Genomic DNA, 17605 nt, shown 5'->3' on the forward strand with positions numbered 1-17605 from the left:
TTGTCGTTGGGGCAAGGGAACAGGGAACAGGGAACAGGGAACAGGAAGAGAGTTTTGAGTGATTTTACTTTTCTTCACATACCTTTAAATTTTTCTGTTCACCTACTTATGATCGCTATATAAATACATTCCCTTAATAAAGGGAAAAAGCATTTTTCTGAAGCCAAATTATAATAATGCGGATCAGATTCGTCCATACATCCTGGGATGAGAATGTATGATTTCACCTGAGTTCAACATGAGAAAATTTTTGGAAAACTCGCCCCAAGTATGAGTCTCAAACCCTTATGATCTCGTTGAAAAAATCATAACTCCGTTCGTGTAGCGTCTCCGAAGGAGAAACTCCTAACACCGAACTCAGGTGATTTCTGATCTATCCTCAATCTCTCATTCATACCCAGAAAATTTGTGCAAATTCACGAGGATAAATGAATTATGTCCAGCTTTTCTTGTTTTGTTGTCGGCGATGGTATTCTCGCTTTAAGTTGCTTAGAAATTCTGTTACAGAAAGAGAAAGACTGCCAAGTGTTGGGAGTGTATTCCACAGATAATTCCTTACAAACGTGGTCACAGGAACATGGCATTACCCATGCGGCTTCTCGAACCATTTTTCATAAAACCCTCCTGGGTGTTGAGTACGATTATCTTTTCAGTATTAATAATATTCACTGGATCATTCCAGAGGATGTGATTGCCCAGGCAAAAAAAGCCACAATTAACTACCATGACTCGCCCTTACCAAAGTATGCTGGCTTATATGCAACCTCTTGGGCTTTGCTAAACGGTGAAACTGAATATGCTGTTACTTGGCATGAAGTCTCTGCTGAAATTGATGCTGGGCGGATATTTAAACAAACATCTGTGCCAATTTTGGCAGATGATACAGTATTTAATCTGAATATTAGCTGCTTTAATGCCGCAGTTAGTTCCTTCGGGGAACTGGTAGAAGAACTAGTAATTGATGTTGCCAAGGCTTATCCTCAAGACCTATCGCAACGGAGTTATTTTAGCCCTAGCGATCGCCCAGATGCCGCCTCTGTGATCTCCTATGATGTTAGTAGTAAAGATATCTGTAATCTGGTCAAAGCATTAGATTTTGGTCCAACTCGCAATGAATTGGGTCTACCCAAAACTTGGCTACCAGGAGGGGTAGTTGTTGTGGGATCTGCCCGTTCAATTACATCTGACTACGGTACTCCTGGACAAGTGCTGAGACTGGATTCCCAAGGGATGTGTGTCGCCACCATAGATGGGGCTGTGCAGTTAAGTGGGTTCAGCACATTAAGCGGCAAAGATATTTCCCTAGCACAGTTGAAAGCAGATTATGGTGTCCGCGTCGGTGATATCCTACCGGTAATTGACACCAAGATCAGAAAGGCAATTACTGAACGGAATGCTGTCTTATGTCGTCATGAACCAGCTTGGGCAAAACAGTTGATGCAGCTTGCAGCTTTTCGGCATCCCTATTTACCATTGGCAACATCTGGTCAAAAACCAGATATCTCCATGCACCGCTATTCTATTTTGTCGTTAACAGCGCAGGTAGCAGCGAAATCTCTGTTGTCCATGTTTGCTGCTTACTGTGGGCGACTGACAACCGAAACGGAATTTGATCTAGGACTGCAAACCGATTCCCAGCGCAGTATTGCTCCCGAAATATTTGCCCAACGAGTTCCGATTCGCGTGCAAACTCGGTCACTGAGCGAAGTCGAAGTGCAGGTTAATGAGTCTTTCAATCATTTTCAACGGCGATTTGAAATAGCCCTAGATGATGCCTCTCGTTTGGGTAGCTTTAGACATACGCTGTTGAGACGTTATCCACAATTGCGGGATGGGAATGGAGGTGGTGATGATAATTTTCTGCCTGTAGCGATCGCTCTTGTTGCGTCCCCTGATCAAATAGATTGGCAATCCCTGGGAGCGTCTATGGCTTTGGTGGCTTATGAAGATGGAACTTTACCGGAATTAGTACATACTGGGTCACTCAATAACACTGACTCTAAAGCCATTGTTCAGCAACTTCAGAGTTTAATCACCGCTTGTATTGAAGATCCTCAACAATCACTGCATCAATTACCACTACTCTCCGTTGCCCAACAACAGCGAATTTTGGTGGATTGGAACGACACAACCGAACCCTTCCCGACTGATCTGTGTATCCATGAGTTATTGGCAATTCAGGCAGAACTTACTCCTGATGCGATCGCTGTCGTCTTCCAAGACCGAGAATTGACTTACCGGCAATTAAACGCCCAAGCCAATCAATTAGCGCACTATTTGCAACTACAGGGAGTTGGTCCCGATGTAATCGTGGGTCTTCATCTAGAAAGATCATTAGAAATGATGATCGGCTTATTGGCAATTCACACAGCCGGTGGGGCATATCTTCCCCTTGATCCCGATTTCCCCGCAGATCGTCTGGCTTTCATGGTCACAGATTCCCAAGCGATCGTCATCTTAACCCAGGAAAACCTAATTCCCCATCTCGTTGTTGATCATGATGTCCGCATTATCCCCATTGATACGCTGTGGGCAGAAATTACTCAACAACCCACCACAAATCCCCAGAGTCGAGTTAAACCCGAAAATCTGAGTTATGTAATTTACACCTCCGGTTCTACAGGGAAACCCAAGGGTGTGATGGTAGAACATCGTAATGTGGTTAACTTCTTCACGGGTATGGATGCTGTCATTGACCATGAACCACCGGGAGTATGGTTAGCAGTTACAAGTTTGTCCTTTGATATTTCCGTCTTGGAACTGTTCTGGACATTGGCTAGGGGATTTAAAGTAGTTATCTATAACCCCAAACAAGAACGGCAGCAGTCTAAGTCCCAACAGCCCATAGCCGTAAATAAATTACAACATACCGATTTTAGTCTCTTTTACTTTTCTAGCCATGAACAAGGGCAAGATGCGGCGGAAAAGTATCGGCTGTTGTTTGAGGGAGCTAAATTTGCTGATGCCAACGGCTTTAAAGCAGTTTGGACACCAGAACATCATTTTCATGCCTTTGGTGGCTTATTCCCCAATCCTGTAGTGAGCAGTGCAGCGATCGCCACGACCACCAAAAACATCCAAATTCGTGCAGGTAGCTGTGTTTCCCCCCTTCATAACACCGTGCGACTCACAGAAGATTGGTCTTTAGTAGATAACTTTTCCAACGGTCGGGTAGGAATATCCTTTGGGGCTGGCTGGCAACCCAATGACTTTATCCTCTCTCCCCTAACCTTCGAGAACCGCAAGGAAATAATGTTCCAGCAAATCGAGGAGGTACAGGCACTTTGGCGCGGAGAAACCCTACCATATCCCAACGGTAAAGGCGAAATCATCGAAGTACAAACCCTACCTCGTCCCATTCAACCCACCCTTCCCGTTTGGATCACAGCCGCCGGCAACCCCGAAACCTTCCAAATGGCAGGTGCGAGAGGCTTTAATATTTTGACTCACTTACTGGGGCAAAGTTTAGACGAGTTAGCCGCCAAAATTGCCATCTATCGGCAAGCTTATGCAGAAAACGGACATTCTGGCGAAGGCATTGTCAGCCTGATGATACATACTTTTGTGGGAGAAAGTGATGATATTGTCAAAGAAATTGTTCGTCAGCCCATGCGGCAATACTTGGCAAGTTCCCTCGATTTAATCAAACTTGCAGCCTGGTCTTTCCCCACTTTCAAACAGAAAACCACCAACGACAAAGGACAGTTTGCCGTATCCCATCTATCTGACCCAGATATGGCGGAAGTCCTAGATTTCTCCTTTGAACGGTACTTTGAAACTAGTGGTCTATTTGGAACTGTGGACACCTGTTTGCAGATGGTTGATCGGATTAAAGCCATTGGTGTCAATGAAATCGCCTGTCTGATTGACTATGGCGTAGATACAGATACAGTGCTATCTCAACTACCCCTACTGAATGAATTGAAGGCACGGGCTAATTACCAACAAAGGGAACAGGGAACAGGGAACAGGGAACAGGGCAATATTGAATCTATAGCTGATCTGATCAAACGTCATCAAGTAACACACCTGCAATGTACCCCTTCTATGGCTGGTTTATTGATGGCAGAAACCGCTAACTACGAGGCTATGGGGCAACTTCGGCAAATGATGGTTGGTGGTGAAGCCTTGACTGAAGCCTTAGCAAATCAACTTCAGCAAATTATTCCGGGACAGATTCACAATATGTATGGTCCGACCGAAACCACCATCTGGTCAACAACCCATACTCTAGCTGAAGTTGATGGTATAGTTCCCCTGGGTCGTCCTATTGCCAACACTGAGTTATACATTCTCGACAAGAATCAGCAACCTGTGCCTGTTGGTGTCGCTGGTGAACTATATATTGGCGGTCAAGGCGTGACACGGGGCTATTTGCACAGACCAGAATTAACCCAAGAAAGGTTTGTACCTAATCCCTTTAGTGATGATACCACTGCCCGTTTATACCGGACTGGCGACCTAGTTCGCTACCGAAGAGATGGCAATGTGGAATTCTTAGGACGGATGGATTTTCAGGTAAAAATACGGGGACACCGGATTGAATTGGGAGAAATTGAGACGATTTTAAGCCGTCATGAAGCAGTTCGGGAAGCCGTGATTATCCTTCGTGAAGATATCCCTGGAGATCAGCGCCTTGTCGCCTATCTACTCCCACAGCCGGGACTTCAGCCATCTCCGGCAACTATGCGAGCATATTTACTCTCTCTATTACCTGAGTATATGGTTCCTTCTAACTTTGTTGTCTTGGAGAAATTTCCCCTCACTCCTAATAATAAAGTTGACCGGAAAGCCTTACCTGCTCCCCTGTTAGTTGTTCAGTCTGAAGATAGTGTAAATACAACAATACCTAAAAATGATATTGAGCAAACCCTCATGGAAATCTGGCAGAAAGTGCTTCAGATTCCGCAAGTGGGAACTCAAGACAATTTCTTTCATCTAGGGGGTAATTCCTTAGTTGCCGTCCGATTAATTAAGGAAATTCTCTCAGCATTTAATGTAGATTTACCTTTAATTAGTTTATTTAAATCCCCCACAATAACTGATCTCGCCAGACAGATTTCCGCACAAACTTTTGCGAATAAATCCCATGATCTCCAAGTTGATTTAATGGCAATATCTCAATAAATATTCATCCAGTATGGAACGTTTCTACAACAACAAATAAGACAGTAAATCATAGTCCCTTCGTAAGCATTCAGCCGTCAGAGATCAGCTATCAGCAAGAATTGAATTGATCAGCATTCTGAATATTAATTACTGATGTCAGTCTCCCCACTTCAAAACCCCTAAAATCTGGTTTTAGCTGACTGCTGACCACTGATAGCTGAATGCTTACGTCCCTTCCTCGCGGGGAAGGGGGTTGTCGGCGGGCTTCTGAACTTTTTCTTCATCAATACTGAATCAAATAACTAAAAATGCAACTTTCTTGGAAAACACTTCACAATTTAGAAAAAGAATTTGGTGATTCTTTTTTTCTGCTTGATTTGGATAAATTTAAACGTAATTATCAAGAGTTTCTGCATAGTTTTCGCTCGATTTATCCCCATACCAACTTAGGCTATTCTTATAAAACTAACTACATTCCTAAGTTATGCCAAACTGTAGATTCTTTAGGCGGCTACGCGGAAGTTGTTTCTCAGATGGAGTATGATCTAGCTTTGCGTATTGGTGTCTCTCCATCTAGAATCATCTTCAATGGTCCCCTCAAGTCTCCAGAAGACCTAGAAAATGCAATTCTCGCTGGTTCTATTGTTAACTTGGACTGTTTGGAAGAAGTAGAAATAGTCGCAGCATTAGCACGAAGATTACCAGAACAGAAAATTGCTGTAGGTTTAAGATGTAATTTTGATGTTGGTGCAGGTAGAATCTCTCGTTTTGGATTTGATGTGGAAGGAGGCGCACTAGATGATGTTTTTAAAATATTCCAAGAATTGAATAATTGCTCGGTTCTGGGATTGCATTGTCACATTTCTACTTCAACAAGAAGTGTAGAATCCTATAAGTTACGGACACAGAAAATTATCGAACTCAGCGATTATTATTTCCAGAATCAGCTACCTCAATTTATTGATCTTGGCGGTGGTTTTTTCGGAAAAATGAATGATGATTTAAAGGCACAATTTGACTGTTATATTCCCAGTTATCAGGAATATGCTCAAGGAATTGCCCCGCAATTAAGAAGTAGATTTCCTGATGATTCTGGTCCAGAACTAATTATTGAGCCAGGTGTAGCTATTGTTGCAGATGTTCTCAGTTTTGTCGGTAAAGTAGTAGGACTTAAAACAGTAAAATCACGCCAAATTGCTCTTGTAGTTGGCAGTATTCACAATGTCAAACCGACTTTAACCGATAAAAAATTATCACTACAAATTTATAGTGATGAGGAAAATTCTCCAACCAAGAAACTAACTAGTCCAGTAGATTTAGTTGGCTATACTTGTATGGAACATGATTGTTTATATCCAGATTATCCTCATAAAATTGGGATTGGTGATTATGCAGTTTTTGAAAATTTAGGTGCATATACAGTAGTCCTTAAACCACCTTTTATTCGTCCAAATCCTCCTATTATTGGCTATGAATCTAGTCTGGAAAAATATACATTAATCAGACGACAAGAAACTTCTCAAGATGTGTTTTCTACCTATGTAATATGAAAGGTAAAAATATGAATATCATGTTAACTTGTGCGGGAAGAAGAAATTACTTGGTAAACTTCTTTCAAGCAGCTTTAGAAAATCGAGGCTTGGTATTTGCTGGTGATGCCAGTCTAGAAGCCCCAGCATTACAGGAAGCCGATGAAAGTTTTTTATTACCATCTGTAAATGATAGTGATTACTTTGATAAGCTTCTATATATTTGTCAGGAGAAAGAAGTCAAGTTACTAATTCCTCTCAATGATTTAGAACTACCATATTTAGCAAAACAACGTGAGCAATTTCTGAAAATAGGAACTATCCCAGTTGTCTCTTCACCAGAAATTATTAATATTTGTTTTGACAAGTGGGCAACTTTTCAATTCTTAGAAACAATCGGTATCCCTACACCAAAAACTTATCTTTCTCTGGCAGAAGCAAAAGCAGCAATTCACCGGGGAGAAATAGATTTTCCTTTAGTAATTAAACCCCGCTGGGGAAGTGCATCAATTGGCATTGAATATCCTGAAGATCATGAAGAATTAGAATTAGCCTACCGATTTGTAAAAAAAGCTATTCAAAAGTCATTTTTGGCGGCGGTAAGCTCTACTGATTTTGAGAAATGTATCTTAATTCAAGAAAAGCTAATTGGACAAGAGCATGGTCTTGATATCATTAATAATTTAGAAACTTCTCATGTTACCACTTTTGTGAAGCGGAAGCTAACCATGCGAGCCGGAGAAACAGATAGGGCTATCACAGTGGAAAATCAGGAACTTGAAAAACTAGGTGAGAAAATTGGACAAAAACTAGGTCATATCGGCAACTTAGATTGTGATGTAATTGTCACAAAAAAAGGTAACTATGTATTAGAAATGAACCCGCGTTTTGGTGGTGGATATCCATTTTCTCATGTAGCCGGAGCAAATATTCCCGCAGCCTTGATTGCTTGGGCTAATGGGGAAACGCCCAATGACAAATGGCTAAAGATTCAGACTAATATAATCAGTGCCAAATGCGATCGCCTGATCACTTTTAAACGATAAAGAATAAAAAACCATGAAGCCAATTCTCCTCTCCACTCCCCATATCGGCAACCAAGAATTAGAATTTGTCAAAGAAGCATTTGCTACCAATTGGATTGCCCCTATAGGTCCCCATGTTGATGCTTTTGAACAGGAATTTTGTCAAATAACTGGTGCTAGTCATGCTGCTGCTGTGAGTTCAGGAACTGCGGCTTTACACCTAGCTTTGCAATTAGTTGGAGTCACCAGAGGAGATGAGGTTTTTTGCTCCACCTTGACCTTTGCAGCCACCGCTAATCCAATTGTTTATTTAGGGGCGAAACCAGTTTTTATTGATAGCGATCGCCTATCCTGGAATATGAACCCAGACTTGTTGCAGGAAGCTTTACAAAAACGCGCCTATTTTGGTAAATTACCCAAAGCAGTTATAGTCGTACATCTATATGGTCAAAGTGCAGATATTGAACCAATTCTCAAACTTTGTGATCAATATAACATTCCTTTAATTGAAGATGCCGCCGAAGCTTTAGGTGCTACCTACAAAGGACTTTCTCCCGGTACATTTGGGCGATTTGGTATTTACTCCTTCAATGGTAATAAAATTATCACCACATCCGGTGGAGGAATGCTAGTCTCTCATGACGATCAATTAATTGCCAAAGCCAAATTTTTAGCAACTCAAGCCCGCGATTCTGCCCCCCATTATCAACATTCAGAAATCGGTTATAACTATCGTCTTAGCAACGTTCTCGCAGGTATTGGTCGAGGTCAATTACAAGTTTTAAATGACAGAGTAGCAGCTAGACGGCGCAACTTTGAAATTTACCAATCTGCGTTGGGAAATATCCCAGGAATAGAATTTATGCCCGAAGCTAATTTTGGACATTCTACTCGCTGGTTAACAGCTTTAACAATCACTCCAGAAGCTTTTGGTGCAGATCGAGAATACATTCGTATCCAACTTGCTAAACAACAAATTGAAGCCCGTCCTGTGTGGAAACCATTGCATCTTCAACCTGTGTTTTCTGAATGTGAATATATTGGTGGTGAAGTAGCCGAAAATTTATTTTTACATGGACTTTGTTTGCCTTCTGGCTCTAATTTAACAGATGAAGATTTAGTAAGAGTAATTGATGCTATAGGAATAATATTTGATTTATGAAAAGATACGTAGGGTGCGTCAGACCGCATAAATTGTATCAATAAACAGATTTGTAATATCTGACGCACTCTACAATACCTAATGTTTCTCAAAAATCAAATATGAGTTCTATATTAAAGCCATTTATTTTCCAATTTGAGAACTATACAAAGTAAATTTCTTATGGAACTACAAGAATCTTCTATATCCCCAGAAAAATATTGGACAATTCTCAAACGTCGTTGGCTGGCCACCTTATTTATTACTATTTCTGTTTTCGTGATTACACAGTTAGCTACATCTTTAAAGAAACCTATTTATTTGGCAGAAGGTAAATTACGTTTTCAAAGAAGTAATACTACTTCTTCTATTACAGGACTAGGAGCAGAAATAGGCAAATTAGATCCTTTAATGCAACAGAGTAATCCTCTCTACACAGAGGTAGAAGTAATTCGTTCCCTTCCTATTTTAGAAACAATTATTAGCCGATTAAATCTCAAAGATAGTAAAGGGTCTTCCTTAAAAACTAAGGTATTTCTCAATCACCTTACCGTCAAAGATGTTAAAGGTGCTGATGCTCTGCAAATTATCTACAGCGATACTAACCCAAACACTGCTGCCCAAGTTGTCAATGAGCTAATCAAAGTTTATTTAGAGCAAAATGTATCTTCACGCAGAGCAGAAGCAGCCGTAGCCCGACGATTTATAGAAAAACAACTACCAAAAGCTGAATTAGTCGTTCGTTATGCTGAATCTGAATTGGCAGATTTTAAAGAGAAAAATCAGATTGTTTCCTTGCAAGAAGAAGCCACTAAATCACTAGAAATTATTGGTGATTTACAATTAAGAATTAACGATACTCAATCTCAATTAGCTAATATTAATTCACAATATCAAGTAATTAGTCGGCAATTGGGAATGAACCCAAAACAAGCATTAGCCATGACTTCTGTGAGTCAGATATCTGGAGTTCAAGATATTCTTAAAGAAATCCAACAGCTACAATCACAATTAGCAAATAGACAAACTGTTTTACGGAATAATCATCCACAAATTATAGATTTACAAGATAAAATCACTTCTTTAAACAAAGTTATTGATAATAGAATATCCCAGGCTTTAGGCAAAAATAAAATACCAGTACAAAGCAACTTACAATTGAGTGATTTACAACAAGAACTCTCTAGTAAATTAGTAGAATTAGAATCTAACCGACTCGGTTTAGCCAGTCAAGCTAATTCTTTGTCGCAGTTACAATTTGCTTATAGAAAAAGATTGAATAATTTACCCAGATTAGAAGAACAACAGCGGCAGTTAGAACGTAAATTACAAGCAGGACAATCTGCCTATTCTCTGTTACTTCAGAAGCTCCAGGAAAGCCGAATAGCTGAAAATCAGAACTTAGGTAATGCTACTAAACTATCCGCCGCTCAAGTTCCTGATGAACCTATTTCTTCTGTCATGATTTCCTATCTAAGTTCAGGATTAATGAGTATACTGGCAGCTTTTATGACTATCTATATTCTAGAAATGAAAGATAAATCTATTAAGACTATTGATGAAGCTAAAAAATTACTAGAGTTAACTTTATTAGGAGTTATCCCTACTGCTACCAAATGGAAAAAACTCTCTAAAAATCATGAAGCAAATGAATTTTACACTCAAAGAGTTATAATTCGAGATTTCCCTCGTTCTTCCATTAGTGAAGCTTATCGAATGTTGAGGGCAAACCTGAATTTTATCAGTGCTGATAAAGAGCTAAAAGTTATTGTTGTCACGAGTTCTGTACCCCAAGAAGGTAAATCAACAGTAGCGGCTAATTTAGCTACAGCAATGGCACAAATGGACAGGCAAGTTTTATTAATAGATGGAGATTTGCACCGTCCAGTTCAGCATAAAATCTGGGACGTAATCAATAATCAAGGTTTAAGTAATTTAATTTTCAAACAGGAAGAAATTACTGCGACAATTAAAAAAGTCATGCCTAATTTAGATATTTTGACTTCTGGCATAGTTCCTCCCAGTCCAGCATCTCTTCTCGATTCACAACGCATGGCAACTTTAATGGCTAACTTCTCTGACAAATATGATTTTGTCATTGTGGATACACCAGCTTTAAATGTGGCTGCTGATGCTGTTACTTTAGGACAAATGGCTGATGGTGTTTTATTAGTAGTCCGTCCTGGTGTAGTTGATTCTGTGAATGCAACTTTGGCTAAAGAACTATTAGCAAAATCTGGTCAAAATGTCTTAGGACAGGTAGTTAATGGTGTAATTATGAAAAATGAACCCCATAGCTATTACTACTTTCAAAAAGAAGACTATTTACAAACAATTAATCTGGAGTCTCAAGAATCTGTAAAAATTTAACCACTTAGAGCTATGTAGGGGCGCAGGGCCTGCGCCCAGTCAACAGTGAGAAATGAAGATAACCTGAGTTCGACGTAAGAAAATAACCTGCAAGTGTTGATTTACAAGAGTTTCAGAATTAAATTAAGTTTTTATTAATTGTCAATAATCTCCATTTATTGATAATTATTGAAGAATAGACAATATAAACTGTAAATTTTGGTGAAAAACCATTAAATAATATTACTAATCATTCTCAAGATTACACCAAAGATTTCCGAATAAAGTAGTTGTTTGAGAAAGGAAAAATTTCCAATGGAATTAGTACAATTCTCTTGGTTTTACTCCCCTTTTTCCTTAACCGAGTAGTATTGCGTCACCACTACCTTAATGAGTATCGGTGCGTTTGACGAACATCATCCCCTGTTCTTGGGAATGTTGGGAATGCACGGTCGCTAATTTATTCATGATCACGCAGAAACAGAAACTTCTGATTGATAGCAAATTCCCGCTTCCTTGAATCTTTGTAAAGCTTCACCCAAGCGATCGCAATCTGCAATTAAACTAATTCTCACATAGCCTTCACCACCCACACCAAAGGCATTTCCAGGAGTCAAAACCACCCCAGTTTGCTGTAAAACATTCAAAGCAAAATCTGTAGAATTCATCCCCACAGGGCATTTTATCCACAAATACATAGTTGCTTCCGATTTGGGAATATTCCACCCCAACTTACCCAAACCATCAATTAAAAAATCTCGCCGGGTGCGGTAACGTTGTTGGACTTCATGTAAATAAGAATCAGGAAGACTCAGCGCAGTTTCTGCTGCTGTTTGCAAAGCCGAAAAAATGCCATAATCTAAATTGGTTTTTAATGTCCGCAAACCTTGGATAACGTGACGATTTCCGACAACAAAACCGACGCGCCAACCTGCCATATTATAGGTTTTAGATAAAGTGTGAAACTCGACACCAATCTCCTTAGCGCCAGGAATTTCTAATAAGCTAGTGGGTTGATAACCATCAAAAGCTAATTCGGCATAACATAAATCATGGACTAAAAGGATTTCATACTTCCGCGCAAACGCTACAATTTCCTCAAAGAACTCGCGGGGGGCGGTAGCTGCGGTAGGATTACTGGGATAATTAAAATAGAGAATTTTGGCTTTTCTAGCCACTTCGTCAGGAATAGCCGCTAAATCAATTAACCAGTTATTTTCTTCCTTGAGAATTAAATTGTGAATCACACCCCCAGCAATAATCGGACCACGAAAATGCACAGGGTAAGAGGGTGAAGGTACTAATACAGTATCACCAGGATTAATGTAGGCGATCGCTAAATGTCCCAAACCTTCCTTAGAACCAAGTAAAGGTAAAGCCTCACTATCAGGATTAAGCGTCACCCCATAACGGCGATGATACCATTGAGTAATCGCCTTACGGAAACTAGCCGTCCCTTCAAATGGTGGATAACCGTGATTAGCGGGATTTTGCAAAGCTGCTATGGCTGCGTCTATCACTGGTTGAGGAGTTGGACCATCAGGATTTCCCATCCCCAAATCAATTAAATCTAACCCCTGTTCTCTAGCCTTAGCCTTTAATTCATCCAAACGAGCAAACACATAAGGCGGCAATTTTTGTATCCGTTCTGCGGGAGAAATCCAACTCAAACTCATTCCTTCACCTCGTCACTTATTCCCCTGGTGGAAACACGGTTAATATCTATTGGTGCAGTGGTAGAAACCATTGCGGCCATCAATTGTTCCAACGCTACATTAAACGGTAAACGGTGGATATCAGAATTAGGTTCTAAACTAATTTCTGCTGCTGTTTGTAACTCACCTAGAGTGATATTACCTAATCCCAAATCTGCTAATTTTTGGGGTAGTCCAATCTCTGCATAGAACCTCAACAATTGTTGTCTTGCTGACGCTGCTAATTGATTTCCTTGGATCATTTCTTCTAACCGCAGTTGTACCAGGATACCATAAGCGACCTTTTCCCCGTGAATACTCCCATGTCCAGAAATATGGGTTAAGCCATTATGAACTGCATGGGCGGCGACTGTGCGACATTGCGCCCCTCCTAGTCCCCCAATTACCCCAGCCAAGAGTACAGTTGCGTCTACAACTTCTTGCCAAACTTCGCTACCAGGAGACTGTAAAGCAGTGGCAGACTTTTGTAATAAAATATCGCGTAAAACTCGCGCTTGTTGGACTGCGGCAATAATCAGAGTTTGTTGTAAATGTCCACTACTGACTGAGGCTTCATACCATTTAGCGATCGCATCCCCAATTCCTGCTATTAATGTTCTTTGAGGCGCAGTCTGAACCAAATTATAATCCAAAATTAGCAAATCAGGACAGCGAGACAAAGCCACATCATACAAAAACGCCCCCGTCTCCGAATAGACATTAGAAAGGGCAGTCCAAGCCGCACAGGTAGCCCCAGAAGTGGGAATTGTCACAACTGGTAATGTTAATTGGTGGGCGACTAATTTCGCCGTATCCAAGGCTTTACCACCACCAGTCCCGATGATCAGATCAGATTTATGTTCCTTAACGGCTTTGCGTAAAGCTTTTAAACTAACTTCACAACAATCAGCGCCATAGGAAACCAAAATAGGATGCAATTCTGGAGATTGAAAAAGAGATTGTAAACTCTCTTGACTCAGACTAAGAGTCTTATTTCCAGCAATAATTAAAGGACGAGTTCCCAAATTAGCGACTTCACCCGCAATGGTTGACAACACACCCGCACCACGAATTACTTTCCCAGGGGCAACAGAAAGGCTGCAAAATGAGCTAGAGGTGTGAGTGGACAAAGTTTCAGTAGAATGTTGATTAGGCATGATCATTATTTTGCCAAAACTATTGATATTTCTTAACCAAATTTTAAAATAATCTTTATTGTATGATAGATAACCAAAAAATGTGCAAATCAGGAGTCAGGAGTCAGGAGTCAGGAGTCAGGAGTCAGGAGTCAGGAGTCAGGAGGAAGAACATTGTTCTTCACCTGTCACCTATCACCTGTCACCTATGAAGCAGTAGCTTTTGGCAAGGAAGCAAACTTATCTAAATAAACTTCTACCACCATTTCTTGGTCTTCACGACTTACCAAAGTGCGTTTTACTTCACCCAAGTACACAGGTACAGATAAACCTATTTCTGGGTGAATAATAGTACGGGCGCGGACTATTAATTGCTTATCACCACCAGTACCTAAACGACCATAGGAATAAAGGTTACTAGCTGCTTGGCGTAAAGTAGCTTCTAATTCGGTGGGAGTAATTTCCGGGGCGATCGCAATTACAGTTTGGTTAGAACCATTATCATAAACTAGAGTATACTTGGCAGCGCCGGGAATAATTGTGCGACTCAGGGGAACAAGAGAAAGTGAAAATAATCCCCCTGTCAGTACCAGCATAAAGCCAGTTGCACCCACCAATCGAAAGCGAAAGCCCCATTTAAGAATGAAAGCTAAGATTGTCAGAACTGCAAACACTATTGTGGCAATACCTGACCATTGAGTATATTCGAGAAAATTAGCGGTACTAGGCATAAGGTTTTAATTACGGACAATTACCATCTTAACTATCGGCAACACCAGATTTTTACACAAAAACAAAAACACCCCCCATTTCTGGAAGGTGTTTCTGTAATTAAGCTTTTAAAAAGCTTGAATTATTAACCGTTGATTGCAGGAGCGCTTAAAGCAACAGGAGCAACTTCACTAGCAGCCAAGTCTAGGGGGAAGTTGTGAGCGTTACGCTCGTGCATTACTTCCATACCTAAGTTAGCGCGGTTGATTACGTCAGCCCAAGTAGCGATAACGCGACCTTGAGAATCAATAATGGATTGGTTGAAGTTGAAACCGTTCAAGTTGAACGCCATTGTGCTGATGCCCAAAGCGGTAAACCAAATACCAATTACAGGCCATGCAGCTAGTAAGAAGTGTAATTGACGGCTGTTGTTGAAAGAAGCGTATTGGAAAATCAAACGACCGAAGTAACCGTGAGCAGCAACGATGTTATAGGTTTCTTCTTCTTGACCGAACTTATAACCGTAGTTTTGAGATTCGGTTTCAGTTGTTTCTTTAACCAAGGAAGATGTAACCAAAGAACCGTGCATTGCGGAGAACAAAGAACCACCGAAGACACCAGCTACACCCAACATGTGGAAGGGGTGCATCAAGATGTTGTGTTCAGCTTGGAACACGATCATGAAGTTAAATGTACCGGAGATACCCAAAGGCATACCATCGGAGAATGAACCTTGACCGATTGGGTAGATCAAGAATACTGCGGTTGCTGCTGCCAAAGGTGCGGAGAAAGCTACGCAAATCCAAGGGCGCATACCTAAGCGGTAGGAAAGTTCCCACTCACGGCCTAAGTAGCAAGCTACACCGATCAAGAAGTGGAAAATTACCAATTGGTAAGGACCACCGTTGTACAACCACTCATCTAAGGAAGCTGCTTCCCAGATTGGGTAGAAGTGCAAACCGATAGCGTTAGAGGAAGGAACAACTGCACCAGAGATGATGTTGTTTCCGTAAAGTAAAGAACCTGCAACTGGCTCACGGATACCGTCAATGTCAACGGGAGGCGCAGCGATGAAAGCGATGATGAAGCAGGTGGTAGCAGCTAACAGGGTAGGGATCATGAGTACGCCAAACCAACCGATATAAATCCGGTTGTCGGTGCTGGTGATCCATTCGCAAAAGCGATCCCATACGTTAGCGTTAGAACGCTGTTGTAAGGTTGTGGTCATTTTATGATTGCTTTATTTTCTTATAATTTTTGATAGGTTTTTGTGCCTATCTGTATATAACATTAGAGGATAAGTTTAATTTTGTAAAGATAATTAAAATTAGTATTAGTTATATCAGTTATATGTTTTCCTAATGTAATGAGGTTGACAGAAATTACAGCCGAAAATTCACCGCTAAAAATCAAAGTATATATAAGGTAAACTACCTTCAGGAGCTAGTAACCAAACTGCATAAAAGCATAAGGGGACAAAAACAATTTTGATTGGCCAGCTAAATTCTAATTTCAGTCCTCGTTTAAAAGTATATGCTGTGATCATTATCAAAGCTATACACGTTAACAAATAAGAAAGTTGATATTGACTGATATTTAAGGCTTCTACATAGACTTTTTCCGCAAATTGTTGATCACCAGCATGACCCCAAAGGTTTTTGATCACTAAAGCGGAATCTTGGAGATTGGGGAGACGAAACCAAATCCAAGAAGTGAAAACCATGATTTGTGTCAACAGCCAAGCAAAAATAACTCCCAACGGAGTTTTCCAAAATAAGTTAAGAATTGTAAAGCGATCGCTTAATACATCTGTGAGACGATGCACTACTAAAGCGATACCATGCAAGAGACCCCAAATAATAAAACCCCAAGCTGAACCATGCCAAATACCAGCTACTAACATAACTATCAATAAATTTCCGCAGGTACGCATTAATCCGCGTCGAGAACCACCTAAAGGAAAGTAAAGATAATTACGTAGCCAATCACCTAATGTAATGTGCCAGCGTCGCCAAAAATCGGCGATACTCGTACTGAAGTAAGGAAAATCAAAGTTTTCTGGTAAAACCAACCCAAATAATAAAGCACTACCACGAGCAATATCAACATAACCATTGAAATCTAAATATAACTGTAAGCCATAAGCAAAGGTAGCTAACCATAAATCTGTGCTACCTGCTCTTTGTAAGTTACCAAAACATAAATCTACAAATATACCTAAATTATCAGCAAGAATGCCTTTTTTCACTGCACCTCTAGCAATTAACCACATTCCTTCAGCAACTCTATCAATACTGGGAAATCTGAGGGCATCAAATTGAATTGCTAAATTATGGTAACGAGTGATTGGTCCAGAAATTAGTTTAGCAAAAAATAATTTATATGTGGCAAATTGAATAAATTTAGTAGCAGCAGGAGCGCCACGATAAACATCTATTAAATAAGCAATACATTCAAAAGTAAAGAAAGAAATTCCTAAAGGTGCAATTAATTTAATTAATGATTCTGGTGAACTTGTTGACTGATTAAAAGCTAAATTTAGAAAATTATTGATGTATTTAAAACCTAAAAGAATAAAAACATTAAAACCTATGCCAATCCACAATACTTTAAAACGGCGTTGATTCCAGTCAGCTTGAGCAAATTGCCATTCTTCATTAGATAAATTCCAGTTTTGAGAATGCTTTCCCGGTGAAGTATTACTGCCAATTTCTAAACCTAGACGGAAGTTGATAAAAGTTAGTGTTAAAAGTAATGGTAAATATTGAATATTCAAAGATGCGTAAAATACAAGGCTGGCTATTAGCAGTATCCATAATCTTATATTTGCTAAATTAACAGTCCAGTAGATGCCTAAAACACTTAATAGAAACAGCCCATAAAAAATTGATATAAATTTCATTGTTTATTA

At 40.1% G+C, this 17605-nt stretch carries 10 protein-coding genes and 1 pseudogene; 6 read left to right on the forward strand and 5 right to left on the reverse strand.

The window, feature by feature from the left end; all coding sequences use genetic code 11:
• Positions 1–435 precede the first annotated feature (435 nt).
• From FJR05_RS24560 to FJR05_RS28085, 6 genes and pseudogenes are all read left to right on the forward strand, one after another.
• A complete protein-coding gene (locus tag FJR05_RS24560; protein ID WP_168646522.1) occupies positions 436–5127 on the forward strand; it encodes a MupA/Atu3671 family FMN-dependent luciferase-like monooxygenase in 4692 nt (1563 codons plus the stop codon).
• 290 nt (positions 5128–5417) lie between these two features.
• The gene (locus FJR05_RS24565) at positions 5418–6659 is read left to right on the forward strand and encodes a decarboxylase (RefSeq protein ID WP_168646523.1); all 1242 of its coding nucleotides are present in this window, start codon (positions 5418–5420) and stop codon (positions 6657–6659) included.
• Positions 6660–6670: 11 nt separating this feature from the next.
• Positions 6671–7684 (forward strand): ATP-grasp domain-containing protein, encoded by a 1014-nt coding sequence (locus FJR05_RS24570; protein WP_168646524.1) that lies wholly within the window; start codon positions 6671–6673, stop codon positions 7682–7684.
• 13 nt (positions 7685–7697) lie between these two features.
• Entirely contained in the window at positions 7698–8825 is a 1128-nt protein-coding gene (locus FJR05_RS24575; RefSeq protein WP_168646525.1) for an aminotransferase class I/II-fold pyridoxal phosphate-dependent enzyme, read from the forward strand.
• Between the two features lie 162 nt (positions 8826–8987).
• Positions 8988–11174 (forward strand): polysaccharide biosynthesis tyrosine autokinase, encoded by a 2187-nt coding sequence (locus FJR05_RS24580; protein WP_168646526.1) that lies wholly within the window; start codon positions 8988–8990, stop codon positions 11172–11174.
• 354 nt (positions 11175–11528) lie between these two features.
• Positions 11529–11606: pseudogene (locus FJR05_RS28085) on the forward strand (hypothetical protein); the annotation flags it as partial.
• A gap of 17 nt (positions 11607–11623) precedes the next feature.
• On the opposite strand, the gene FJR05_RS24590 reads toward FJR05_RS28085, so the two are convergent.
• The 5 genes from FJR05_RS24590 to FJR05_RS24610 form a co-directional block, all read right to left on the reverse strand.
• On the reverse strand, positions 11624–12829 hold the full coding sequence (locus FJR05_RS24590; protein WP_168646527.1) for an aspartate aminotransferase: 1206 nt from the start codon (positions 12827–12829) through the stop codon (positions 11624–11626).
• Positions 12826–14004: an iron-containing alcohol dehydrogenase family protein gene (locus FJR05_RS24595; RefSeq protein ID WP_168646528.1), complete on the reverse strand. Its 1179-nt coding sequence runs from the start codon at positions 14002–14004 to the stop codon at positions 12826–12828. Before FJR05_RS24595 ends, FJR05_RS24590 begins: the two co-directional genes overlap by 4 nt.
• A gap of 185 nt (positions 14005–14189) precedes the next feature.
• Entirely contained in the window at positions 14190–14714 is a 525-nt protein-coding gene (locus FJR05_RS24600; protein ID WP_168646529.1) for a Ycf51 family protein, read from the reverse strand.
• A 125-nt stretch (positions 14715–14839) separates the two neighbouring features.
• Positions 14840–15922 carry a photosystem II q(b) protein gene (gene psbA, locus FJR05_RS24605; RefSeq protein ID WP_168646530.1) on the reverse strand — a complete coding sequence of 361 codons (1083 nt, stop codon included), beginning with the start codon at positions 15920–15922 and terminating at the stop codon, positions 14840–14842.
• A gap of 174 nt (positions 15923–16096) precedes the next feature.
• On the reverse strand, positions 16097–17596 hold the full coding sequence (locus FJR05_RS24610) for an MBOAT family protein (protein ID WP_168646531.1): 1500 nt from the start codon (positions 17594–17596) through the stop codon (positions 16097–16099).
• Positions 17597–17605: the final 9 nt, after the last annotated feature.

The sequence above is a fragment of the Dolichospermum sp. UHCC 0259 genome (assembly GCF_009711935.1).
In the GTDB taxonomy this organism is placed as follows: domain Bacteria; phylum Cyanobacteriota; class Cyanobacteriia; order Cyanobacteriales; family Nostocaceae; genus Dolichospermum.